Raw genomic sequence first — 24,713 nt, forward strand, 5'->3', positions numbered from 1 at the left:
TCAGGGCGGCAGCCAGATCGGACGCCGGGAAGGGATAGGGGAACAGATATTCCACGCCCGCAAAGCCGTTGCGGGCGGCTGCCGCGAAGCGCTCCATGAACGGCACTTCATTGAACAGCATGGTCAGATTGGCGGCAAATTTAGGCATGAGGGTCCTTTCTACCCTCCCCTGGAGGGGGAGGGTCGGCCCGTAGGGCCGGGGTGGGGTGGCAGCCCGGCCGTTGATGAATGAGCCGAACTCCCCCTGGAATGGTTTTGGTTAGGGCAGCACTTCCCACCCCACCCCGACGCTTCGCGTCGACCCCAGATCATTCCAAGAGGAATGGTCGACCCCTCCAGGGGAGGGTAAAGAGCCTCATTCGGCCGCGACGGCTTCCGACCGGATGGGCAGGTCGAGGATGTCCTCGAACTCGGTCACCGCGTCGATCTCCGGGCCCATGGCGATGTTGGTGACACGCTCCAGGATGAACTCGACGACGACGGGCACCTGATAGTCGCGCATCCATTCGCGGGCCTTTTCAAAAGCCTGCCCGAACTCGTTGGGACTGCGGACCCGGATCGCCTTGCAACCGAGCCCCTCGGCGACGGCGACATGATCGACGCCATAGCTTTCGAGGTCCGGCGCGTTGATGTTCTCGAAGGAAAGCTGGACCTGAAAATCCATGTCGAAGCCGCGCTGGGCCTGGCGGATCAGGCCGAGATAGGCGTTGTTCACCACGACATGGATATAGGGCAGCTTGAACTGGGCCCCGACCGCCAGTTCCTCGATCAGGAACTGGAAGTCATAGTCGCCGGACAAGGCCACGATTTCCCGGTTGGGATCGGCCGCGCGCACGCCGAGGGCGGCGGGAATGGTCCAGCCCAGCGGGCCAGCCTGGCCGCAATTGATCCAGTGGCGCGGATGGTGCACACGCAGGAACTGGGCGCCGGCGATCTGTGACAGGCCGATGGTGGAGACGTAGCAGACGTCTCGGCCGAAGGCGGTGTTCATCTCCTCATAGACGCGCTGGGGCTTGAGCGGCACATTGTCGAAATGGCTGCGCCGGAGCAGGCTGCTTTTACGCCCGCGACATTCGGCGGCCCATTCGGAGCGGTCCCTGAGCCGGTCCTGCGCCTTGAGGTCGCGGGCAACCTCGAGGAAGAGGTCGAGGGCGGCGCCGGCATCGGAGACGATGCCGAGATCGGGATTGAAGACCCGGCCGATCTGGGTCGGCTCGATGTCGACATGCACGAATTTACGGCCCTTGGTGTAAATCTCCACCGAGCCGGTGTGGCGGTTGGCCCAGCGATTGCCGATGCCGAAGACGAAGTCGGAGGCGAGCAGCGTGGCGTTGCCATAGCGGTGGCTGGTCTGCAGACCGACCATGCCGGCCATCAAGGGATGGTCGTCGGGGATCGCACCCCACCCCATCAGGGTCGGGATGACAGGCACGCCCGTCAACTCGGCAAAGGCGACGAGCTTGTCACAGGCATCGGCATTGATGATGCCGCCGCCGGCCACGATCAGCGGGCGCTCGGCTTCTTGCAGCAGCGCGATGGCCTTCTCGGCCTGAAGCCGCGTCGCCTCCGGCTTGTAGACGGGCAGCGGAGCGTAGACCTCGTCGTCGAACTCGATCTCGCCCAACTGCACGTCGAGCGGCAGGTCGATCAGCACCGGGCCGGGGCGGCCCGAGCGCATCAGATGGAAGGCCTGCTGGAACACGCGCGGCACCAGAGCCGGCTCGCGCACGGTGACCGCCCATTTGGTGACGGGCTTGGCAATCGCCTCGATATCGACGGCCTGGAAGTCTTCCTTATAGAGGCGGGCGCGAGGGGCCTGGCCGGTGATGCACAGGATCGGAATGGAGTCGGCCGCCGCTGAATAGAGGCCGGTGATCATGTCGGTGCCGGCCGGGCCGGAGGTGCCGATGCACACGCCGATATTGCCGGCCTTGGCGCGCGTATAGCCCTCAGCCATGTGGGAGGCGCCCTCGACATGGCGGGCAAGGTAATGGTTGATCGAACCGCGCGCCTTCATGGCCGAGTAGAGTGGGTTGATCGCAGCGCCCGGCACCCCAAAGGCGCACACCACACCCTCGCGTTCCAGCACCCTGACGGCAGCGTCGATTGCGCGCATTCTGGCCATGGATGTTCCGCCCTCTTTGTGGTCTTCTGGTATACAAGATGCCAGCAAATGAGAGCGTGTCAACCGCTTTATGCAACCTGACCTTTGCGTTGGCCGCGGCCGATTGGCGCAAATCGCCCTCGAATCCGCTGGGCTGACGGAGCGAAGAGTCCCTTTCTGTTGATGGTTGATGGGGGCGTCGTATTAGTCCGATGCCCGCAGCTGAAAATTGTGAGAGGCTGCCCGTCCTTCGTGATCGCCATGCCTATCGAGGAGAATGACATGCGGCTGCCCAGCCTGATACGAACCATTTTGATGGGACTGGCAGTCCTCTCCGCGGCAGGACCGGCCCTTGCGGCCGGGGACTGCGCCAATGCACCAGACGAGGCTGCACTCAACCAATGCGCCGGCAAATCGTTGAAGGCGTCCGACGGCGAGCTCAACACGCTCTACAAGCAGATCCAGAAACGCCTGAACGACGATGCGGACAAGACGAAATTGCTGGTGGCGGCGCAAAGAGCCTGGGTCGCTTTTCGCGACGCCGAATGCAATTTCTCGAGCGCCGGGGTCACCGGCGGCACCCTCTATCCGTTGGCGGTGACGCAGTGCCGAGACGGCTTGACGAAGGATCGCATCAAGACCTTCAAGACCTATCTCAACTGCTCGGAAGGTGATTTGAGCTGTTCGGTGCCGGCGGCGAATTGAGCGCGCGCTCCATCCCTTCGCCTGTATTTCTGACATGATCCACGTCGATAGGTTTCCTGCAGCCGCTCTCTCGGAGCAGGTTCGTATTGTCTCATCCTCTCCCCGAGGATGTGCGCGGCCTGCGTTGATCACTGGCGGCTGGAACTTTATAAAGCCCCAGGATTCGACCGAAGAATCACACAAACGTCATGATGAGGAGACAGGAGTGTCGACATCAATGACGTAACGCTGTCGCTCTGACACTGAAACTGTCGTTCGATCAACTGATGCCGAACGTCTTATGGAGCGCAGGAAACTTATCGCAACGTATACGGATCATGCCATGTCCCGACCGACCCTAGCCGTCATCCTCGCTGCAGGTGAAGGCACCCGCATGAAATCATCGCTGCCGAAGGTGCTGCACGCCATCGCCGGCCGTTCCATGCTGGCCCATGTCCTAGCGAGCGTGAAGCAGGCCGGTATCACCGACGCGGCCGTCGTCGTCGGACCCGGCCGGGAGGACGTCGCCAGGCTCGCGCAGAAGGAACTGCCGGGCTGTGCCGTGTTCACCCAGGTCGAGCGCAGGGGCACCGGCCACGCCGTGCTGGCGGCGAAGGAGGCCCTGGCCGACGGCAAGGATATCATCGTCCTCTATGCTGACACGCCGCTGGTGCGCCCGCAGTCGATCGAGACGCTGAAGGCGGCCTTGGCGGATGGCGCCAGCGTGGCCGTGCTCGGTTTCCATGCCGCCGATCCCGCCGGCTATGGCCGCCTGATCATCGAGGGCGATGTGCTCACTGCCATCGTCGAGGAAAAGGACGCCACGCCCGAACAGAAGACCGTCGGTTTCTGCAATGGCGGCCTGATGGCCCTCAGCGGCGAGCACGGCCTTGCCTTGCTCGAAGCCATCGGCAATGACAATGCCAAGGGCGAATACTACCTCACCGACGCAGCCGAGATCGCGCATCGGCAGGGACTCCGGGCCGTTGCCCGCCCGATTGCCGAGGAAGAAGTGCAGGGGGTAAACGATCGCCTGCAGCTGGCAGCGGCGGAGGCCGTCATGCAGTCGCGTCTGCGCACCGTCGCCATGCGCGAAGGCGTGACCATGATCGCGCCCGAGACCGTCTTCCTGTCCCATGACACCCGCATCGGCAACGACGTGGTGATCGAACCCAATTGCTGGTTCGGCCCGGGCGTGACCATCGAAAGCGGCGCCGTGATCCATGCCTTTTCCCATCTGGAAGGTGCGCATGTCGGCAGCGACGCCTCAGTCGGCCCCTTCGCGCGGCTGCGGCCCGGAGCCAAGCTCGCCGAGGACGTCAAGGTCGGCAATTTCGTCGAGGTCAAGGCGGCCAGCGTCGAAAAGGGCGCCAAGATCAGCCATCTCAGCTATATCGGCGATGCCCGGGTGGGTGCGGAAGCCAATATCGGCGCGGGCACCATCACCTGCAATTATGACGGCTATCTCAAGCATCGCACCGATATCGGCGCGGGCGTGTTCGTCGGTTCCAATTCCGCCCTCGTGGCCCCGGTGACGATCGGAGACAACGCCAATATCGGCGCCGGCTCGGTGATTACCAGGGACGTGCCAGCCGATGCCCTGGCGGTGGCCCGCGGCCGGCAGGTTGGAATCGATGGCTGGGCCAAGGCCTATCGTGCCAAGAAGAAGGCGGAGAAGGAAGCCAAGTCCAAGGGATGAAGATACGCCGGGAGCGCGGACATCTCGCGACATGCTAGCATGTTGCGGTGTCCGCTGCTTCGGCCGTGAACGCCGGGCTTGGCATGCAAAAATGCGGACAGGATGTCCGCGGTCCGAGAACGTCCTCGGTAAACAATGAAAATAGCCGGCTAAAAGCCGGCTATTTTCATCAATGCATCCTTGAAACCATCTCAGATGGCAATCATCCCTCCGCCCGGAGCAGCACGACACCAGATCGCGGTTTGAGTTCGATCGGGCCGCTGACCGCCTGGCCGGACAGGTCGCGCCAGCTGCCCGCAGGTGGCTGGATCGTGGCCGATTCCCGGTCCGAGAAGTTCACGGCGGCGTAACCGCGCTGGTAGTTGCGCCAGGCGAGCGTGCCCTGAAGCTGTGAGGCGCCGACCGGAGGGCCGACGGGCGGATCGAGATTGGGATATTCGACCCAGCGCCCGGTGTCCTTCTGCGGCAGCACGGCGAGATAACTGCGATTGTTGCGGTTTACCAGGAAGCTGGCGACGATCCAGGACAGTTCGGCGTTGTCGGGGGGCGCGGGGGCGTTCGTGCAGGTGTAGTTGATCGAGACATAGGCCCGATCCTTGCGCTGCTGGATCAGCTCACGCTTGAGGCGCCAGGCATCGTCGGTGATGCGGCGCCGGCAACTGTCGCTGAAGCCGCCTTCATCGACCCAGATATCGGCAAGGTTGATCAGGGCCTTGGTCTCATCGGGTTGCTTGGGGTCGATCTTGGCATTCAATGCGATCAGGCCGCCGCGTTGATGGATCTCCTTGGCGAGCCAGCCGATATAATCGAGCTTCTGGGCGGTATGAGCCGGATCACGCGACTGCCCGCTGAAAAGTTGCACCCATTTGCCGTCGCGCCAGACACCGCAACGCTTGTCCGTGTTGGGCAGGGCGACATTGTCGAACGCGATGGAATGATAACCCTTGGCCAAAGCCGGCTCGATATAGGTCTTCAGGAGATATTGGCGCACCTCGGGATTGCTGGTGTCCAGCGGCGCATAGGCACCCCAGGAATAGGTGTAGCCGAAGGAGGGCGTCTGCTGGTCGCACTGATAGGTGATCCAGCTGGGATGATTGGCCTTGTACCATTCCGCCGTGTGGGCGCGGTTGAGATCGCGCTGATTGGGATAGTAAAAGCTGTCGATAACCTTGTTCGAACGCAGGGGTGTCTTGGAGCCCCAGACGAAGCCGACATTCGGCAGATTGCCGGGTGACTGCATGTGATTGTTGAAGATCTGGGCGCGCGGAATCCGGTCCACGGTCTCCGGATGCGCCACGCTTTGCTGCCCCAGGGCCGCGGTCGCAGCAACGAGGGAGACGGTGACGGCAATGCCGAAACTCAGATGTTTTTGCAGCATGGCTCTTCCGTTGATCTGTGTGCGTATGCGCCGCGTCCCGACCTCGCCGAGAAGTTGACAGCCCCCAGCGGAGCTGGAGGCTGACGCCTATTCCCGGCCCGGCAGGAGGTGATCCAAGAGAACCAGGGCGGTGGGATCCTCGTGGCGCAAAGCGAGGGCATCGAAGCAGGCGCCGATGGCGTTTTCGATATCCTGGCTGGCTCGGCAGGCACGCGCCAGCTGGACATAGTCGTCGGCCGTGGCAGCGCCTTGGGCGGAAACAGCCTGAAGCAGTGTCTTGGCCTGCGCATATTGCCGGTTGGCGATCAGGGCGCGCGCATGCAGGCTACGGGCGGCACCGTCCTCCGGATAGTCCTCGAGCAGGGCGGCCGTGTGCTTATGGCTGTCCGGCTCCTTGGCGACCAGCGCCTTGCGCGCTTCGGCCAGCCTGCGCGCCTTGATGCGCTCGGCGAGGTCGCCGGCCGCTGCATCCAGGCCGAGCCGGCTGCCCGCCTGCAGCCATGCATGGGCTTCCTGCCAGGCCTGGTCCCGGAAGGCTTGCCTGGCGCGGTTGCCGACATCGCGAGAGAGGGTTGCCGAGGCATCGGCCAAGGCGGCGGCATCGGCAACCAGCCCGGCATTGCGGGCGAACTCGCCGGCTTCTCCAGCGGCGGCGAGCAGGCGCAGGAAATCGATGCGAAGGGCGACGCTGTCCGGGGCGAGGGAGAGCGCCATTTCGAAGGCCGTCACCCGCTCCTGAGTCGGGTTCTGCTTTCGCAACGCCTGCTGGCGCAGCAGCGTGACGATGCGCGGCAGCACCTCGGAATCGCAGGACTGGATCCTGACCGGTGACACCGTCGCGACACGCGCGGCCGCCTGTACCTCGCCATGGCGCAGCAGGCCGCGGATGCCGGCTACGACCTCGTTGATCGAAGACGGCAGGAGATTGGTGAGGGCGGCGATGGTGCCTTCGATATCGCCCAGGCTCAGAGTGCTGCGCGCCAGGGTGCGCAGGGCAATATTGTCATCGGGCGTGATCGCCAGAGCGGTCCGTGCTTCCTCGGCAGCTTCGGCGAAGCGTTCAAGCTTGAAGAGTGCCACGCTGGCGCGTGTATGTGACTCCGCTGGAGAGGCTAGGGTCATCTTGACAACTCGGCGTTTGCCCCGGGTCGGGGGAGGTGGATCTGGCATCCGGCTCGTCGCGGAATTCCTTTGCGGCGAGCCGGGCCGGTGGCGTGCAATCGAGGTCGGAGCTCAGCTCAGACCCGGTAGTAGGAGCGGTACCATTCGACGAAGTTCCTGACGCCGACATCGATCGTCGTCGTGGGCTTGTAGTCGATCAGCTTCTCCAAGAGATCCGCAGCCGCGAAGGTCGCGGGAACGTCACCCTTCTGCATGTCGAGGAAATTCCGCTTCACCGGCATTCCCAGGCATTTTTCGACGGCGTCGACATAGTCGAGCAGGCCGACGGGCTGGCCGCCGCCGATATTGACGACACGATAGGGGCCGGCCGGTGACAGGGAATCGATGTCGCTGACGGGCTGGCCCTCGATGGGTGGCACCTGGGTGAGGCGCGCGATGGATTCGACCAGGTCGTCGACATAGGTGAAGTCGCGCTGCATCTTGCCATGGCCGTAGACGTCGATCGGCTCGCCGGCCAGCGTCGCCTTGACGAATTTGAACAGGGCCATGTCAGGCCGGCCCCAGGGGCCGTAGACCGTGAAGAAGCGGAAGGCCGTGGTCGGGATCTTCCACAGATGCGCATAGGAATGCGCCATGTCCTCGGTGGCCTTCTTGGTCGCCGCATAGAGCGTGAGCGGATGGTCGGTACGCTCGCGCTCGTTGAAGGGCATGTCCTTGTTGGCGCCGTAGACCGAACTCGTCGAGGCGAACAGGAAATGGCCGACGGAATGAGCCCGAGCCAGTTCCATCACGTTAAAGGTGCCGATCAGATTGGCGTCGACATAGGCGCGTGGATTTTCGAGGCTGTAGCGTACGCCGGCCTGGGCGGCGAGATGGACGATGACATCGGGCTTCTCGTCGGCGACGACCTTTTCGAGCGCGCTGAAATCCTCCAGCATGAGGATGTGTTCGCGGAACGCATTGGTCTTGGCCAGCATGGCGTGCCGGGCCTGCTTGAGCGTGACGTCGTAATAGGGCGTCATGCCGTCCACGCCCGCCACGAAGTGGCCGTCGGCCAACAGGCGGCGGGCAAGGTGGAAGCCGATGAAGCCAGCCGTGCCGGTAATCAGAAAGCGCATAAAGGGTCAGTCCTTTCATAGCGTTTTGCGATTTGGCGGTATCGCCGAGAATCGCAAAGACGCGTCACAATAAAGAGCTGGAGCAGAGCGGCGGTCGCACCAAAACGCGCTTTGCTCCGAGGTGGATAAAGCCGACGCGGCGGACCGTCAGGCCGCCAGGTCGGGAATGGCAGAAACATTCGGCTTGATCACGCGGTTGAGCAGATACCAGCCATACATTTGTTCGAAGCCCGGATCGTAATGGTCGAGATCGGCGCCCTGGCGTTCGAGGGCACGCGTGCGGCCGACGGCCTCGATCACGCCGCGCGGCTCGAAGACGGGAATGCCGAGTTCGGTGCCGACCTTCCTCACCCGGGTGATGAAGGCCTCGCGGCTCTGCAGGACGCGTCCGTCCTGGAGCGGCAGGCCGACATGCGACACCGCGGCCATCGGCTTGCCCCAGAGCTGCTTGAGCTCGATCAAGCCCTGGCGCAACGCATCTTCGTCGGCAAGTTCGCAATGGGCATCGCGCAGGATCCGGGCGTCTGCCTCGCCGAAGCCGGCCTCGGCGAACTGCTCGGAAGCGATGACTTTCTTGGCAGTCTCGGCCGAGATGCTGCGTTTCTGCAGCATTTCCTTCCACCACACTTTGCCCCCTTCGCCCAGGGGACTGAGCAAATGGCGGTGAAGATAGTTGAGCTGGAGATAGATGCCGTCGCAGATCAGCTCCTTCTCGGAAGCGACCTCCACGAGGAGGAAATCGGCCTTGGCCTGTTCCTTCTGGGCATTGGCAGAAAGCCTGGGCACCCGCTCCGTCGAGAAGACATAGGGCGCCATACCGTCGGGGATGACGCATTCGCCGCGCATCCAGCGCAGGCGCTGGACGGCTTCGCCGACCGAATGCAGATAGGCGCGTGAACCGCCGTCATAGTGGCTGCAACGGCCCGTGGCCGCGATCTCTTCCATCGGCCTGTGCAGACGGCAGGACCCCAGAACGAATACCTTCATCGCGCGTCACTCCTTGCATGAATGGGATAGCGGGAGAGTTGGAGAGTTGAACGGCCAAAGCCAAATTTCATCGCCAAACCTCATCGGCCTGAGATCGCGTTTCGGATCAGGCCGCCGGCCACCGAAGTGAGAAAGACCAGCGCCAGGCCCACCAGCAGGGAGGAGCCGAGAGCGGTCAGCTTCTGCGGGTAGGTCGGCGTATAATCGGCCTTGGGCTGGGCGATCGGCGAGACATAGCGCTGCTGGCGCAGGATTGCCACGCGCGCCTGGTCGAGGGACTGGCGGGCCGAGGCCAGATTGGTGTCGGCGAAGTCCTGCGCGATCTTCAGGCTTTCATAGGTGGAAAGCTGCTTGGCCACCGTCTCGCTGCCGCCACCCAGCCGCTGGCGGGTATCGTCGATCTCCTTGCGGAGGGTGACGATCCGCGTCTCCACGCTCTTGCGTCGCGGATTGTCGCCCTGCGTTACCTTGAGCTGACCGAGATCGGTCTGGGCTGCGGCCAGCTGGGCTTCGAGCTGCCCGATCAAATTGGTCAGCACGGTCAGATCGCCTGTCGGATCGACATTGGCGTTGCGGTTGCGCCAGTTTGCCACCCCCAGGCGGGCATCGGCTGCGCGCTGTTCGCTGCGCGAGACCTCCTCCTGGGCGACCTTGAGGGCATCGTTGAGGGCGCGCTGGTTCATGTTGTTGGCGAAGGTGTCGGAAAGATCGATTAGCGCATTGGAGATCTTGACGGAATCTTCCGGGGTGAAGGCCTCGACCTGCAGGACGACGATCTGCTCGATCATGTTGTAGCGCACGGTGATCAGCGATTTATAGGCTCGGTAGAGATCGTCGGGCGTCGGATCGTCTGGCAGGCGCACCAGTGGGTCGGCCGGATGCTCGGTGAGCATCTTGGTCAGGTCGATCTTCTTGGCGAGCCCGTCCATTGCTTCGCGAGACTGCAGGAAATCGCGAACCGCGTAGCCATCGACGAAGCCGGTGACACCCATGCCGGACGAGCCGGGGGTGAGCAGGCCGCCGACGCCGGCCTGTGGCTGGACATCGCCGCCCCGGATCGCAAACCGCGACTCCGCAGTATAAAGAGGCGTGGCGAGAACGAAGACATAGAGCGCCGTCAGCGCCAACGGTAGCAAAGCCAGCGTCAGTGCGATCAAGGAAAAACGCCGCCGCCGCCGCCGCACCTTGTGCTGGTAGCGCAGAAATGCCGCACTCTCCTCCGGAGCGATCTCGCTTTTAAGCGAATTGATCGTCGACAAGGGGCTCGGGTTGACCTCGTCCAGTGTCGTTGATGTCGGGACGGAGAGGGAATTTGCGGATGACTTCGTCAAGTTGGCTCTCTATTTCGATCAGACCCTGATTGAGGATGAGGGCGGTGTCACAGAACTCGTCGACTTCGGTTTTTCGGACGGTCGACAGGAGGAGCATCCGACCGGCAATGCGCTGCTCGAAAAGGGCTCTCCACAACAAGGTGAAGCGATCTTTCCGATAGGGGAATGTGCCGTCGACGACGTAAATTTCAAATGTCGGCAGGAGCGGCAAAATATACCCGAATTCCTGACGCGCTGTGGCCGGCCAATGCTCTACGAACTCGTCGAGATATTCCGGCAGAGTCAACATCGACTCGACGAGGTATATACAGAATCTATAGTCAAGATGATACAAACGGGAGATTAAGGCTACAATTTGTCTCCCGCTCAATTTACCGCGAACAAAACCCGCGCGGCCGATGGGCCAGGAGCAACTGCCACCGCGGACAACATGGCCGCTGCTGGGAGGGCGCAGGCCGGCGAGCAGGTCGATGGCGGGCTTGCGCGCGATCGGATCCGGCGAGACGACGGCATAGCGTGCTGTCGGCAGCGTCATGGTGATGTCGAGTGCCACCGGGTAGGGCGAGCCCCCCACCAGCGGTGTATCCACAACATGTTCGAGCGCAATCATGGTCCTCACACGGGTTGGATACGAGGCCGCGCGTGCTTTTCGGCCAGGAGGCCGATGCCCAACACGGCAATCAGACACAGAAAGAAATAGGTCGGGTTGGCGTCCGAGGAGGCATAGCCTGGAAAATAGGCCGCCCGCAGAAGCTGCATGCCATGAGAGGTCGGTGACCACAGCACATAGCCGCGATATTCCTCGGGCAGTTGCTCGGTCACGAAGAAGACCGACGAGAACAGCTGCAAGGCGCGTTCGAGCACCGAAGCCAGGCGCAGGAAGAATGGCCAATGCACGGCAATGGCGCCGAAGATGAGACCGATCGCCAGCCCGTAGAGCCACATATTCACGACATAGCTGATCACCAGGGGCACGTTGGCCGGCAGGGTGATCATGTTGACTAGTCTTCCGCAGGACAGCAGGATCATGAAGACGACGGCATAAATGATCAGATATTGGACCGCATAGGCGAGCGCCTGATGGATCGGCCGGACAGGCGGCAGATTGATGAAGACGCGGTTGTGCGCGACGGCGGTGCTCACCCGGAAGATCACCTGGCGGACCATGATCCAGGTCGTGCTTCCGACCAAAGCGAAGGTCGGGACGTCCATGTTCATGATGAACTGCGTCTGAAGAATGAAGTAGACCAGCGAGATCAGCGTCAGCAATACGGCGGGCTGAATCAGCATCCAGAGGATGCCGAAGCGGCTTTCGGAGGCGATGAGCTGGAACTGGACGATCAGAATGGCGCGGATCACGCCGATCGCGCCGGCGACCCGCGTGCCACGGCCGTTCTTCCCGCGGGCAGGATCGGCGAGAAACAACCCGTTGCTGAGATGGGCGATCAGCTCCAGATCCTGGCGGCTGGCGCGGCTGAGATAATCCTCCTGGACGCCGCCCTCGACCAGGCGTGCCTCCCGGGCGGCGGCGTCGCGCTTACGGGAGCGCCTGAGATCGCGCGCTTCGGCCAGCTTGATGGCGGCTTCGCGCAGATCCGACGGTGCATAGCCATCGTCGAAGACGTCGATATCGGCCCGGATGTCGTTTTCGAGAATCCGGATCGTCGTCCTCAGCAGACGATGGTGATAGTCGTGATCTTCGGCATCGGTCCCGCCGTCGTCTTCGTCAAAGATCTGCTTTTGGGTCTTTTCGGCATGATTGTAGACGGCCCGCCGCGTCTTGATGTTGTTGTCAGGCAGATCGCGTAGCGCATGGCGCAGGAGGGTGAGATATCCGTCCCAATCCTGTTGAAGAACGTTAGCGGAGGTCATCGGCCATGATCCTTCTGTCTGCCATGGGCCGGTGACGGCAGGAACCGCGAAGGAGCTGCGCACTCCTCGTCACGGCATCGACAGGGGCACAACGCCTCGACCCCGCGCCGGATCGGCGCAGGGAGAGGCAAAGGCCTGTGCCCGTCCCCCAAGCGGGGGACAGGCGAAGCGCCGAAGCGCCTATGGTCTGTTGGGCGTTCAAGGGCGCGAGGTCACAGCCGCCAGACTGTGACACCCTCCGGCGCGGTCGCGCGATCGAGCACACCCTTGACGTCCATGACCACGCCCGTGCCGTTGCGCAGGCGCGACTTGATCAGTGGCCAGCCCTTGGTGGCATATTCCTTGTGGGGAACGGCCAGGATGATGGCATCCGCTGGTTCGACGTCGTCCAGCTCGGAAAGCTCGACGCCATATTCGTGCAGCGCCTCCTCGTTGGAGGCCCAGGGATCGTGCACCGCGGTCTGGATGCCGAAACGGTTGAGCTCCTTGAGGATGCTTGCCGCCTTGGAGTTGCGCAGATCCGGCACGTCTTCCTTGAAGGTCAGACCGAGCTGCAACACGTTCTCGACCTTGCGGCCCTCCTGCAGCAGCAGGCGCACGCATTCGCGGGCGATGCGCTCGCCGACGGAGTCGTTGATGCGCCGGCCCGACAGGATGACCTGGGGATGGTAGCCGGCCTTCTCCGAACGATAGGTCAGGTAGTAGGGGTCGACGCCGATGCAATGGCCGCCGACCAGACCCGGCTTGAAGGGCAGGAAGTTCCATTTGGTGGAGGCCGCTTCGAGCACGTCGCTGGTATCGACATCGAGGAGCTGGAAGATGTGCGAGAGCTCGTTCATGAAGGCGATGTTGATGTCGCGCTGGGCGTTCTCGATCACTTTGGCGGCTTCGGCAACCTTGATGGTGGGAGCGACATGCACGCCGGCGGTGATGACGGAGCCATAGACGTCGGCGACGATGCCGCGGGTCTCCTCGTCCTGGCCGGACACCACCTTCTTGATCTTGGTGAAGGTGTGCTCCTTGTCGCCCGGATTGATGCGCTCGGGGGAATAGCCGACGGTGAAGTCGACACCGCTGGTGAGGCCGGAGGCCTTTTCCAGCACGGGTACGCATTCTTCCTCGGTCGCGCCGGGATAGACGGTGGATTCATAGACAACGATGTCGCCGCGCTTGAGGGCGCCGCCGACGGTGCGCGATGCTGCGCGCAGAGCGCCCAGATCGGGCTGGTTGGCGCTGTCGACCGGGGTCGGCACGGTAACGATGAAGAAATCGGCCTTGTTGAGGTCGGCCGGGTTCCAGGAGAAGATCGGCGGCGTTGCCTTCAGCTCTTCGCTGGAGATCTCACGCGTCCGATCCTCGCCGGACTGCAGTTCCTTGACGCGGGCCTGATCGATGTCGAAGCCGATCGTCTCATAGCCATGCTTGGCAAAGGCTACCGCGACCGGCAGGCCGACATAACCCAGCCCGATGACTGCGATCTTGCGTTTCTGACTCAAGACATAACTCCTTGCGGTTTGTCATTGCGACGCCCTAAGGGCGGTTGAGTGGGTCGATCGCCGAAGCCGGCGGATCGTCCGTACGTCACCGTCCTCCTGCGGGAGGCGGACAGGTTTTCGAAAAAGGCGAAAATGTATGGATCGGGACCATCAGCGGATGCCTCGCCAGATGCCGCCGCTGAGCCGAAGGTTTTCGGGGCCGCGCAGGATCTGCCGCTCGACTTCCCTGAAGAACGCGCCCTGATAGGCTTCGGCGAAGGCCGGGAATTCCTGGCCCTCCTGCTTGGCGGGCATGGCCTCGACGTGGAACTTCACCCGGCGCTCCTGCCAATAGGGAATGGTGATGAAGCTTGGAACGCCGAGGCGGTGGACGAGCCCGGCGGCGAACTGGGAATAGGTCACCTGCCGGCCTTCCCAGCCGACCCGAGGAGCCGAAGGGCTCATGGCACCGTCGATGGCGATAACAACCGCACTGCCCTGGCGCAGGGAGGTCATCACCTCGCGCGTCACCTCGAGTTCGGAGTGCTCACTGGTGGAAATCAGGGAGCCGACATGCGGGAAGGAGGCGATCTTGGGGGCAGAGGCGAGCCATTTCATCGGAATGTCCGCCATGTGCAGCGCCAGGGGCCCGGCATACATCGGTCCCATATGCGGGCTGATCAGCAAGGCGCCCTTGCCCTTGTCCAACCCCTCGCGGATGCTGGCCACGGCCGCGTCGATGCCATCGAGGATTTCAGCCACTTCGCCGGTCCGCTCGGGCGCGCATTCGAGCCAGTCGAGCAGCAGCAGGTCGGCGAGGCAGCCCCACCGCGCCCGATCGTCCCAGGCCTTGCGATCCCAGGCCTTGCAATGATTGGGCTCGCCGCCGGTAAGACGGGTTGCGAGCGACCAGGCAAAATCGAGCCTGCCCTTGGGGATGGGCGCGCTGGCCAAGTTCTCGTCGAGACGGGCCAGGGTATCGGCGAAGGAGTCCTTGAGATAGGCCCGCTTGCGGCCGACAAGGTCGGCATATTGCCCCTGGGCTTCTTCCTTCAGGCCCGCTTGCAGCAGCGTCGAGATGGTGTAGCGCTGCAGGGCCGGCGAATGAGGGTCTTCCTGAGCCAGCTTGCGCAGCAGCGTGGCCGCCTCGTCATAGTGGCGGGCCAGTCGCAGGGCACGCGCCAGCAGCATCTTGAGATTGCGCAGATCCGGTGCGAGCTCGCTGGCCTGCCGGAGGACGTCGACCGCCTCCTCGTTCTGCCGCAGCCTGAGCAAAGTCTCGCCGAGTGTGCGCAGCAGCAGCACGTCCTTGGCGGCCTTGTCGCGCGCCTGGCGCAGATGCTCGAGGATCTCAGCGTCGTTCCTGCCGAGCGACAGCATCGCATTGGCGACGACAAGATGCAGCCTCGGGGATTCCCCGCCCTGTTCAAGGGCCTTGCGGCCGATGGCCAGCGCCTGTTGGTGGCGCCCCGCCAGTTGCAGGACCTGGGCGACTTCGAGGGCGAGATCCGCCGTAAGGTCGGTCCGGTCCTGCAAGCGCTCGACGATGACGAGACTGGCATCGAGCTCACCCGCCCGCGTCAGGGCGATCAGGCAGAGCTGGGCCAGCCGCGCATGCTCCGGACTGCGCTCGGCATAACGGCGTGCGAAGTCGCGGGCGGCATCGAAATCGTTCGCCTGGACCAGGGCCTGCAGCCTTACCGCCGCGATAGCAAGATTGTCGGAGTCGAGTTCTCCGGCCCGTTCGATATGCGCCTGGCCGGCATCGCGCTGGCCTGAGCGCATCATCACGCTGCCGAGCGTGAGGAGGTCGTCGCTGGAAGAGGGATTGGCCTCGACCAGACGTTCCAGGAAGTTGCGGGCCGTGTCGAGTTCGCCGGCGCGCATGGCCGGCGCGACGACGAGGCGCCGGACCTGGTTGCGATTGCGCGGCACGGCGGCCACGGGCAATGTCAGCAGGGCGAGGGCGTCCTGCATCCGACCGCCCCCGGCCAGAGCGAGGACCTCGTCGATCGCCTGCCTCGAATCCGTGGCCTTGGTGTCTTGTTCGGTCATTCGCTTCATGCGCTGTCGCCTCGCGAATTAGCGGTCGAGATAAGCATCGACGGTCAGCTCCAGCATGCGGCGCATGGAAAAGCGCTCGCGGGACCATTGCGCCACATTGGTGGCGAGTTCCGCGCGCTCCTGCGGGTCGCGGCGCCAGGCCAGCACCTGGCTGGCGATGGCATCCGGTTCCAGATTGTCGATCGAGGGCAGGACGGTGCCGCTCACCTTGGGCACCAGCGTCTCGGCGGCGCCTCCGGCCGGCGTGGTGACGACCGGAACCCCGCTGAACTGCGCTTCGATCAGCACGTTGGGTAGGCCCTCGTGCCGGGACAGCAGCAGAAACACGTCCATATGCGATAGCCAATGGCCGACCCGAGGCGAGCGCCCGGTGAACAGCACGCGATCGGCAATGCCCAGCTCCTCGGCATAGGAGGTGGCCTTGCCGAGCAGGGGCCCATCACCCACCAGGATGAAGCGGGCATCGGGCACGCGTGCGGCCAGGCTCGCCGCGGTTTCCAGCCAGAGCAGCGGGCGCTTGTTGTCGTCGAAGCGCATGACCGAACCGATGGTGAAGCCGGCCTTGACGTCGAAGCTCTCGAGCTTCTGGGTCAGGGCCAAGGTCTTCTCGTCCGTCGCCGTGCTCAGGGGATCGAGCCCGTTGGGGATGATGCGCACCGATCCGCGCGGTAGCTTGAGCCAGGCCTCGTAGCGCTCGCCGGCGGCCTGCGAGTTCGCCACGATGGCAACGCCCCGAGCCGAGAGCAGCGAGCGATAGACCGCTTCATATTCCGGCTTGTTGCGTTCGAAGCGATCTTCGGGCGGCAGCGTGCGCACGCCGAGCAGGATGCGAGGCACGCCCGCCAGCAGGGCGGCCAGCCCAGTGGCGAGGACCGAGCCGTCCTGCCAGATATGCACGATGTCGGGGCTGATATATTTCAGTGCGTCGGTGAGCCGGATCACGCCTGTCCGCATCTGCGTCGGCAGGTGATCGAGGAAGCCGATCAGGTCCTTGACGCGGGAATAGCGCGGACGTCCGCCATATTCGGCAAACAGCGAATATTCGTGGATCGGCAAGCCCGCTTCCACAAATTGCGGCACGAAGAAATCGGCGCCGGCACGCGAATGCAGCGAGCTGCAGACCACATGGATGGGGCCCATGATGTCGGCATCGGCAATAGGGCTCGCCGCATGGATGGCGCGATTCAGGCCGAGCGCCGTGTTGGTGAACTGGCGTTCGGCACCGCCCGATCCCAGGCTGCCATTGATCAGCACGACCGGTCCGACGAAGCGGCGCGGCTCGAAGGTCGTGTTCGCCTCGCGCTGGGCGATAGCCATCTCGAACACGCGTTCGATCACCAGATTGGGCAGATGGTCGTCGCTGTTGGCGTGATCGGGCACGAGTTCGCTGAGACTGCGCAGATCCTGTTCGATCCGTGCCTGCGTCTGGGCGATGTGCTTGGTCTCACCGAACTTGTCGCGCGCAAATTCGATGATCTCGCGGGCCCGCATTGGCTGTCCCAACGAGACATAGAGACGTCCGAGCGCAACCAGCACCGATTCGGGCGTCGAGTCCATCTCGACGAGCTGGCCGAAGGCCGCCTCGGCGCCATCGAAATCCTTCAGCTCGATCAGGCCGCGCCCGTAGATCAGCAGCTGCGAGGGATCTTCCGGTTCTTCGGCGAAGCGATCGGAATGGAGCGTCCTGCCGGCATCGACGCCGTCGATGCGGATGGTCCAGCGCAGCACGCGAAAGAAGGCCTCGCGCGAGGTCGGAAAACGCTCGTCGATGCCGCGCCAGACCAGGAGGGCCCGTGGATCCTGCACGCGTTCCAGGGCCCGGGCGACCAGTGCCTGAAAGCGCTCCTCGCGTGGGTGCTTGATCACATAGGGAAGCAGCTTGTCGAGAGCTTCGGACAGTTCGGGCAGCCGGCGCATCGCGCCGGAGATGTCGCGGGCCTGGTTGACCTCGGCGGTGGTCACGCGTTGCGCGCCATTGCCTGCGCGCAGGCCGCTGGCTACCGCGGCCGAGACGATGTCACGGGCCGAGGTCTCGAGGGGAGGCGCCGGCGTGGCGTCGCTCGCCCCGGCGTCATCCACCGGCTGTACAGCAGACTGGGTGCGGAAAGCCATCATGACGATGAGACCGCCCGCGCCTTGCGAAGCCGTTCGACCAGGGCCCCTGCGGAGGACAGCGAGCGCCATTCCTCGGCGCGGCCGGCACTCTTTTCCTGCTGCGCGCTACGCTGCGAGGCGTCGCCGGCGAGCTGGTTGAGCGTTTCGACGAGACCATTCTCGCCTTCACCGATCCAGACCGCTGCGTTGCCCAGGATGGCGCGCGCCACCGGCCCATCGGATGCAACGATGGTCTTGCCATGCAGGAGCGCGTCGACGAGTTCGAACCGGGTCCGCTCGGTTCGGCTCGAACCTGCGAGCGTCGGGGTGACGAAGATGTCGATGGTCTTGTAGGCTTCGGCGATCGAGCCGACCTTGGGACGGCCGGGGAAGAGCACGCGCTCGCCATGGCCCATATGGCTCAGGCGCTCATGCAGCTTGAGGAAGCGGGAACCGACACCGAAAACCGCCAGTCCAACATCAATGCCATTGGCGACGAGCTTGTCGAAAGCATCCCCGATACCTTCCAGATCGAGGTCCTCATAGGGATCTCCGACATAGCCCAGGACCAGCCGGTTTCTGAGGGCGGGGTCGCTGCGCCAGGCGGGGGTCTTCTCATCCGCCTTGAAGGCGGGCACGCTCTCTCCGAGCATCAGCAGCTTGACCGGCGGCACCTTTCGGGCGGCCACGGCATCCGATGCGCCGGGCCAGCGGGTGAGGACGAGGCCCGCCTCCGCGATGAGAGCATCGTCAGCCTGGCGAAGCAGCGTTTCCTTGTCGTTCGCCGACGTGGTGTCGGTACCCGCCGCGACACGCTGGCAATCAAGCACCAGAGTGGCGCCCGACATCCGCGCCGCGATGGCGGCCGGATAAGCCGCCTCCAGATCGGTGGCCACCACAATGATATCGGCTTCGAGCGTCCTGGCAGTGCGCCCCAGTGCGACGCCGGCGTCGCGGCCGTATTGATCGATGATGGCCGGTGCGGTCTCGATCGGGGCCATACGGTGATAGGCGATGCCATCGACCATGTCAGGCCCGGATTTACGGGAAGCCCCGGTGTTGCGCACGGGATATCCGGGCTGGGTCACCACCCGCACCGAGCAGTCATGCTTGGCCAACTCCTGGGCCAGGGCATGCGTACGCATGCTGATGGAGGACCAGTGATAGGGCAGGGATTGCGGCACATAGAGCAGCACGTTGAGGCGTGCTCCTGGTGCCTTGCGCGAGACCTGTTTGGGCAGACGGATGCCTTGGTCCTTGAAGCGCTCCAGCGCCATCAGTTCCTCATAGCGTCGGATTTCCGTCGCATTGAGGGCCGCACCGGCGCGCAGGGCTTCCTGGAGAATGGCGCTGGCCTCATCGATCGAGCCGGTGTCCATGAGCGTGAAGGCCAGGAGCTTGACCCGTCCCTCGTTCGGATCGGCTTCGGCAGCGGCCTTGGCGAGCGCGACGGCGGTGGCCGGATCGGCGGCGCGGGCTTGCTTGGCGAGATCGAGCAGCACGCGCGACAGCACGCTGCCACGCGGGCGCTGGTCCTGGATCCAGCGTTCGGCCGCTGCCAGGCCATCCTTCTGCGCCTTGGCGAGGGCGATCTCGGACAGTTGCAGATATTCGGGGGCCGCGCCGGTCGGGATGAGATCGGCCGGCAGCGAGAGCGAATGGCGATAATCACGATACCATTCGGCGATGCGGGCCGGCAGGCGCATGCTGTCACGCCAGCTCGAAAATCCGGTCATCATCACCTGGCCAAGCCGGTAGGTATGGCCTTCGCGCAGCTTGGTGATGCGTTGCTCGGCATGCTTCCAGACACTGCGCGTGTCGAGCACGGCGAGTTCCGCACTGCGTTTGGCCTCGCGATAGACGTCGAGGTCACGTTCCAGCTGCTGCAGGCGGGTGGTGAGCGCCACCTTGTCCTCGGCCAGTGAGCGCTCGGCCAGTTCGGCTTCGAGCTCCCTGATGCGCCGTGTCGCAGCCGCTTCGCGGTCGAGCGCAGCCTGAAGCTCGGTACCGGAGGAAGCAGGCGGCGCGGAAACGGCAGCAAGCCTGGTTTTACGGCGGTCGGGGGAGTTGGAATCGTGCAAGCCGCCGTCCATGGTAATCGCCGCCCCTTCGAGCTGACGGTCGTCGAAGGGCGTCGTCCTGGGACTCACATGCTCCGCCGTTCCATCACCATTACGATGCAGCCTGGGCGCTTCGGTCACTCTGCTCACCTTGATCTCCGGCTCCTCGGAACAAGGCGCGTTCAGGCAGAACGCGCCTTTGCTCCAACTTTTCGTGCGGATGCGTCATGCGAAGCCTGGTGCGGACACCGGATCGCAAGACGTTTTGGGCTCAGCTCGCCAGCTTCAGGTTCAGCAAGCCTTCCAGGTTCTTGCTGGCGCTGTTGTCCGGGGCGAGTTCGCGGCTGCGGGCGACCGCGGATGAGGCCGTGGCAAGATCACCGGCCCGATGGCTCGCGCGAGCCAGATGCAGCCAATGGGTGGCTGAGTCAGGCTTGAGCTCGAGGACGCGCTGGTAGTAGTCGGCCGAGTCGGTGAAAGCGTGCGTCTGGTAGAGATGATGAGCCACCGCTGTCAGAGCCGGCACGTTCTCCGGATCGATCTGGAGCAGGAGATAAGCAATCTCGGCAGCCTCGGCAGGCCGCTTCTCGCGGCGATGGGCGCTCAACTCCTTGGAGAGGATGGCGGCGACCTTGCGGCGGAGCAGTTGCAGTTCGTCGTCATCCTGGCCAACCTTGGCCAGCAGCGCCAGGTGAAGCGCTGCCTGGCGGGCCTCGCCACCGCGCAGGGCAAGCTTGCTGGCACGGCGGACACGCTGGATCAGGCGGCCGACATAGTCGACCTCGGGTGAAGCCAAGCCGGCCTGATACAGGGTCACCAGACCCGTATATTCCAGTTCTGCTTGTCCGGCGGCCCGGGCGAGGCGCTTGGCGGCAACCTGATCGGTGGGATCGATATCGAGCAGGCGCGACCACAATTCCAGCGCTCGTTCCGGGGTGCCGGTGCGCTCGGCGGCGGTCGCCAGGCGCTTGGTCGCCGTAGGATGGCGGGGATCAACCTTCAGGACCTGTTCCCAAGCGGCCGCGAAACCGGCGGGATCCTGCTCGAGATCGGCCTGCTTGGCCTGGTCCACCACGTCGTTGCGCAGGGCGATGATGCGCTTGCGCAGGATCGGATCGGCGGGCGCCACCGCGTTGCCGAGGCGAAGCACGCGACGATAGCCGTCCTGGTCGCCAGCCCGATCGAGCTCGACGGCGGCCTTGGCGAGATTGCTGCCGACCCGCGCGATGATCTCCTCGAAACCTTCGATCGTGCCGGCGTCGGCATGGCGAATGGCGATCAGGACCTTGGCTGCGTCTTCAATCTGCTGGCCGCTCAGGAGCTTCTTGGCGGCCAGGAATGCGGTCGAGGGATGCGCTTCGGCTGCAGCGACGGCTGATTGCGCGACCTTGTCGAGCACGCCGGTATTCATGGCCGCTCTCAGACGCATCTTCAGCGCATTGGCGTGGCTGGGCGAAATCGCCAGTAGTTTGTCGGCTTCCGCGATCACCGCGTCCCAGTTCGAGGCCTGCCAGGCATCGCGCATGGTTTCGAGATGGCTGCGCAATTCCGGTGCCGAAGGCGACATACGCCGCTTTGGCTGGGTCCAGCTTGCGGGGCCGGGAATGACGCTATGGCCGAAGGAGGCGTTCGAGAGGGCGTCGTTCGCAATATCCATCTTCTATCTCACTCGTCATATTTGCCTGGGCAGGCACTCGGCGATCACCACATGTGATCAATTGATCTGATCACTCGGAGATGATCAGAAGCGTTCTGTAGGAATAAATGTGTATTTTTGATCTTGAAGCCAGTACAGCATCTGAATTTGGCGTTACGATGGCAATAATTAAATTTTAGTAAACTATATTATATTTCATATACTTAGGGATGTTGATCCTAATTATTACAACGAACGCATTTTACTGCAGATTTAATTTTTTATGGCTCGATCTCTGGTGCTATCAGGTCCCATGTCGTCGGTATCGTCGACAGCTCGCCTCCGGCTGTGGCGTTCAGCGGGCGCGGGCCCTCTTGTATTTCCGTGGTTGCTCGGCTGGAGGATCTGCCGCCGGCGGACTTGCCAATAAATCCACGGTTCGCTGCACCATCAGGGTGGTGGAGAAGCGTTCGGAAGCGATCTGCCGGATGCGATCCGCAAGGCTTGGATCGGAGCGCCGCCAGTCGACGACGTGGGCCACCTTGGCGCATAAGGCTTCGAGATCGACCGCCTCGACCGTGTCGGTGGCCAATCCCGTCACGCCCGGCGTGAAGGTTTCGCAGGCGCCGCCGGCCGGGGTGCTCACCACCGGAATGCCGGCGAGCTGGGCCTCGATGAGCACGTTGGGCAGGCCCTCGAAGCGCGACAGCAGCACGAAGGCATCCATCTTCGCCAGCCAATAGCCGACGCTGGCCGAACGGCCCACGAACAGGATTCGGTCTGCTATGCCGAGTTCGGCGGCACGTTGGCGCACCCGGGGCAGCAGCGGCCCGCTGCCGACCAGGACGAAGCGGGCGTTGGGCCGGGCCTCGTGATAGGCGCGGGCGAAATCGATCCAGAGTTCCGGGCGCTTGTCGACATCGATGCGGAACACGCCGCCGATCGTTTCGGTGGCATCCGCCGTACGGCGCTCGAATTTCTGCCAGCGTTCTTCATCGGTCTCGTTCGGGTCGGGCGGCAGATGCTCGACACCGTTATGAACGATGTTGAAGCGCTCCTGCGGCAGGCCGAGCCAATCGCAATAGGCCTTGGCGGCTGCATGGCTGTTGCTCATGAACTCCACGCCTGGAATTTGAGCCAGGGCCCGGTACATCGGCTCATATTCACCCCGGAACAGATGGGGGCGCAAAACCGGCGGCAGGCCGCGCGCATTGAGGACGATACGTGGAACACCGGCCACGAGCGCTGCCAGTGCGGCGAACAGCACGGCACCGTCCTGCCAGATATAGGCCACGTCGGTGTCATGGCGGCGGAAGTGCTCGACCAGGCGCTGGGCGCCGAAGGCGGCATGGGCCGGCACCAGGGGCAGCAAATGCCGAAGATCGCTGTCTTCCGCCACGAGGTCCACCGGGCGGGCCGGCGTCATGTTGTCGATCTGATAGGCCTCGACCTGCTCGCAGGCGATCATGGGCAGAAAGAAATCGTGATTGTTCTCGCGGCTGAGCGACTTGACCACGACCTGAATCGGACCGCGGATCTGCCGGCCGGAGATGCTGCCGCTTTCGCGCCGGGTGCGCTCCAGCCGCGCCGCCGTGCGGGCAAGCTGCCGTTCCGCGCCGCCGGTGCCGAGGCTGCCCGTGATCAGCGAGACGGAGCCGAGCCGGCCCGGCGCCACCGGACGCACGGATCGGTTGCGGAAGATGTCGATGGCCGTCCTCAGCACCACGATGCGTGCAGGTATGCCGCATGTCCGCCAGTCCGGTGCGTGCCGGTCGAGGACTTCCATGCCCTTGCGCAGTTCCTCGGCCATCACCGAGGCATTCTTGGGCGCCTGTTCGGTTGCCAGAAGCCGATCCAGGATCGCCAGGGCTTCGGTCAATTCCCCCCATTCGCGCAGCCGCTTGGCGTAGATGAGCGACGCGTTCTTGGAGTCCGGGAAATCGGCCAGGGTTGAGACGAACAGTGCCTTGGCAGGTGCGATTTCTCGCAGTTCGACGAGGAGTTCGGCCTTGTTGAGGCGCCGATCCGCGTCGGAGGGCACGCCGGGATAATGGCGCTCCAGGATTTCGAGGCCTTCGGTGGTGCGCTGATGCCGTGACAGCCAGCGCAACCGATATTGCAGGGCTCGGTAATTGTCGGGGAATTTTTCGTGGACGTCAGTCCATAGCTCCAGCATGCCCTCGCGGACACGGGTCATCTCGGCGACGAGTGCGTGGGAGAGATTGACGTCCAGCTCCCCCGGGAAGCGGGAAAGCAGATATTTCAGGCGCGGAAGCGCAACCTGGGCGGTTTCGACATTGTCGGCACGCTTGACCAGATCGGCGCATTCGGCGCGCACGGCTTGCGAATAGACGTCGACGGTAGAAAACCAAGCGTGTCCACCCTCATGGACCGAGAGTAAAGGCGCGTCGGCGGTCTCCGACGATGGAAATCTGTTAGGTTTCAATAGTGCCTATCCCGTGGTTGCCCATGTATAGATTCCATACTCAATCATTAATTCCATAAAGATCAGATAATCTTTACAAAAGAATGACGCAAGTAAGGCAACTATTTGGTTTTCAACTGATGATTTTCTAGGCGTCTACAGCAAGAAATGTGGGTCGCTTCTTTGAACGATTCCAATTTCTTTTGTTTTCCCCTCGGGCGGCGTCATGTCCGTTTCAAGCAGTCGGTTGCAGCGGGTGGCGGTGGACCGACATGCGCAATCACGCCGAACGTTCGCCCCACACGAGACCTGCGGATATTGCAATGCAGCAATGTCCGCGCAGCCGAACGGAGCGCCGGAGCTCTGGCGAATGGATGGGCAGCGTGAGCGAGTGGAACTGCTGCGCCCAGAAACATCGATAGCGCACAGGCCTCTTTCGCCATCCGTCCTCCGATTCAACCAATGCCCCATACGGCACGATTCATCAGTACCTATGGCATTGCCAACCTCAGCGAGTCGGCTTTTTAGACTCATCGAAAATGGATTGCAAGCTTATAATGTTTTCTGCTTGGTGAAGCCAATTTTGAATAACCATAAATAGGCTGATCAAACCCCATTTTGTTCATCAATATGAACGTGATGGGTATAACAGAAGAAATGTGCT

At 63.3% G+C, this 24,713-nt stretch carries 16 protein-coding genes and 1 pseudogene; 2 read left to right on the top strand and 15 right to left on the bottom strand.

The window, feature by feature from the left end; genetic code table 11:
* Positions 1-148 (bottom strand): annotated as a pseudogene (locus AB4037_RS19555) (hydroxypyruvate isomerase); the annotation flags it as partial.
* 207 nt (positions 149-355) lie between these two features.
* Positions 356-2,125, bottom strand: a complete 1,770-nt coding sequence (gcl, locus tag AB4037_RS19560; RefSeq protein ID WP_441772652.1) for a glyoxylate carboligase — start codon at positions 2,123-2,125, stop codon at positions 356-358.
* Between the two features lie 261 nt (positions 2,126-2,386).
* Between gcl and AB4037_RS19565 the strand changes: the two genes are divergently transcribed.
* Positions 2,387-2,809 carry a lysozyme inhibitor LprI family protein gene (locus tag AB4037_RS19565; RefSeq protein WP_434955203.1) on the top strand — a complete coding sequence of 141 codons (423 nt, stop codon included), beginning with the start codon at positions 2,387-2,389 and terminating at the stop codon, positions 2,807-2,809.
* Between the two features lie 322 nt (positions 2,810-3,131).
* Complete coding sequence (glmU, locus tag AB4037_RS19570; protein ID WP_441772653.1) at positions 3,132-4,487, top strand: bifunctional UDP-N-acetylglucosamine diphosphorylase/glucosamine-1-phosphate N-acetyltransferase GlmU; 1,356 nt, start codon at positions 3,132-3,134, stop codon at positions 4,485-4,487.
* A gap of 202 nt (positions 4,488-4,689) precedes the next feature.
* Here glmU and AB4037_RS19575 read toward each other — a convergent pair whose 3' ends face one another.
* The 13 genes from AB4037_RS19575 to AB4037_RS19635 form a co-directional block, all read right to left on the bottom strand.
* Complete coding sequence (locus AB4037_RS19575) at positions 4,690-5,865, bottom strand: endo alpha-1,4 polygalactosaminidase (protein ID WP_441772654.1); 1,176 nt, start codon at positions 5,863-5,865, stop codon at positions 4,690-4,692.
* Positions 5,866-5,952: 87 nt separating this feature from the next.
* A complete protein-coding gene (locus AB4037_RS19580) occupies positions 5,953-6,987 on the bottom strand; it encodes a hypothetical protein (protein ID WP_441772655.1) in 1,035 nt (344 codons plus the stop codon).
* A gap of 116 nt (positions 6,988-7,103) precedes the next feature.
* Positions 7,104-8,105, bottom strand: a complete 1,002-nt coding sequence (locus AB4037_RS19585; RefSeq protein WP_434955207.1) for an NAD-dependent epimerase/dehydratase family protein — start codon at positions 8,103-8,105, stop codon at positions 7,104-7,106.
* 147 nt (positions 8,106-8,252) lie between these two features.
* Complete coding sequence (locus tag AB4037_RS19590) at positions 8,253-9,092, bottom strand: hypothetical protein (protein WP_441772656.1); 840 nt, start codon at positions 9,090-9,092, stop codon at positions 8,253-8,255.
* A gap of 80 nt (positions 9,093-9,172) precedes the next feature.
* Complete coding sequence (locus tag AB4037_RS19595; RefSeq protein ID WP_434955209.1) at positions 9,173-10,351, bottom strand: hypothetical protein; 1,179 nt, start codon at positions 10,349-10,351, stop codon at positions 9,173-9,175.
* Positions 10,329-11,033 (bottom strand): hypothetical protein, encoded by a 705-nt coding sequence (locus tag AB4037_RS19600; RefSeq protein ID WP_434955210.1) that lies wholly within the window; start codon positions 11,031-11,033, stop codon positions 10,329-10,331. The genes AB4037_RS19595 and AB4037_RS19600 overlap by 23 nt, the downstream gene beginning before the upstream one ends.
* Before the next feature lie 5 nt (positions 11,034-11,038).
* Complete coding sequence (locus AB4037_RS19605) at positions 11,039-12,295, bottom strand: hypothetical protein (RefSeq protein ID WP_441772657.1); 1,257 nt, start codon at positions 12,293-12,295, stop codon at positions 11,039-11,041.
* A gap of 212 nt (positions 12,296-12,507) precedes the next feature.
* The gene (locus AB4037_RS19610; RefSeq protein ID WP_434955212.1) at positions 12,508-13,791 is read right to left on the bottom strand and encodes a nucleotide sugar dehydrogenase; all 1,284 of its coding nucleotides are present in this window, start codon (positions 13,789-13,791) and stop codon (positions 12,508-12,510) included.
* Between the two features lie 150 nt (positions 13,792-13,941).
* Positions 13,942-15,825, bottom strand: coding sequence for a tetratricopeptide repeat protein (locus AB4037_RS19615; RefSeq protein WP_441772658.1), 1,884 nt, complete (start codon positions 15,823-15,825; stop codon positions 13,942-13,944).
* Between the two features lie 27 nt (positions 15,826-15,852).
* Positions 15,853-17,949, bottom strand: coding sequence for a glycosyltransferase (locus AB4037_RS19620; RefSeq protein WP_441772659.1), 2,097 nt, complete (start codon positions 17,947-17,949; stop codon positions 15,853-15,855).
* Positions 17,946-20,138 carry a glycosyltransferase gene (locus tag AB4037_RS19625; RefSeq protein ID WP_441772660.1) on the bottom strand — a complete coding sequence of 731 codons (2,193 nt, stop codon included), beginning with the start codon at positions 20,136-20,138 and terminating at the stop codon, positions 17,946-17,948. Before AB4037_RS19625 ends, AB4037_RS19620 begins: the two co-directional genes overlap by 4 nt.
* Before the next feature lie 121 nt (positions 20,139-20,259).
* The gene (locus tag AB4037_RS19630; protein ID WP_441772661.1) at positions 20,260-21,645 is read right to left on the bottom strand and encodes a tetratricopeptide repeat protein; all 1,386 of its coding nucleotides are present in this window, start codon (positions 21,643-21,645) and stop codon (positions 20,260-20,262) included.
* A 334-nt stretch (positions 21,646-21,979) separates the two neighbouring features.
* Positions 21,980-24,070, bottom strand: a complete 2,091-nt coding sequence (locus AB4037_RS19635) for a glycosyltransferase (protein WP_441772662.1) — start codon at positions 24,068-24,070, stop codon at positions 21,980-21,982.
* Between the last annotated feature and the right edge of the window lie 643 nt (positions 24,071-24,713).

Origin of the sequence: Labrys sp. KB_33_2 (assembly GCF_052114505.1) — a bacterium.
Lineage (GTDB): Bacteria > Pseudomonadota > Alphaproteobacteria > Rhizobiales > Labraceae > Labrys.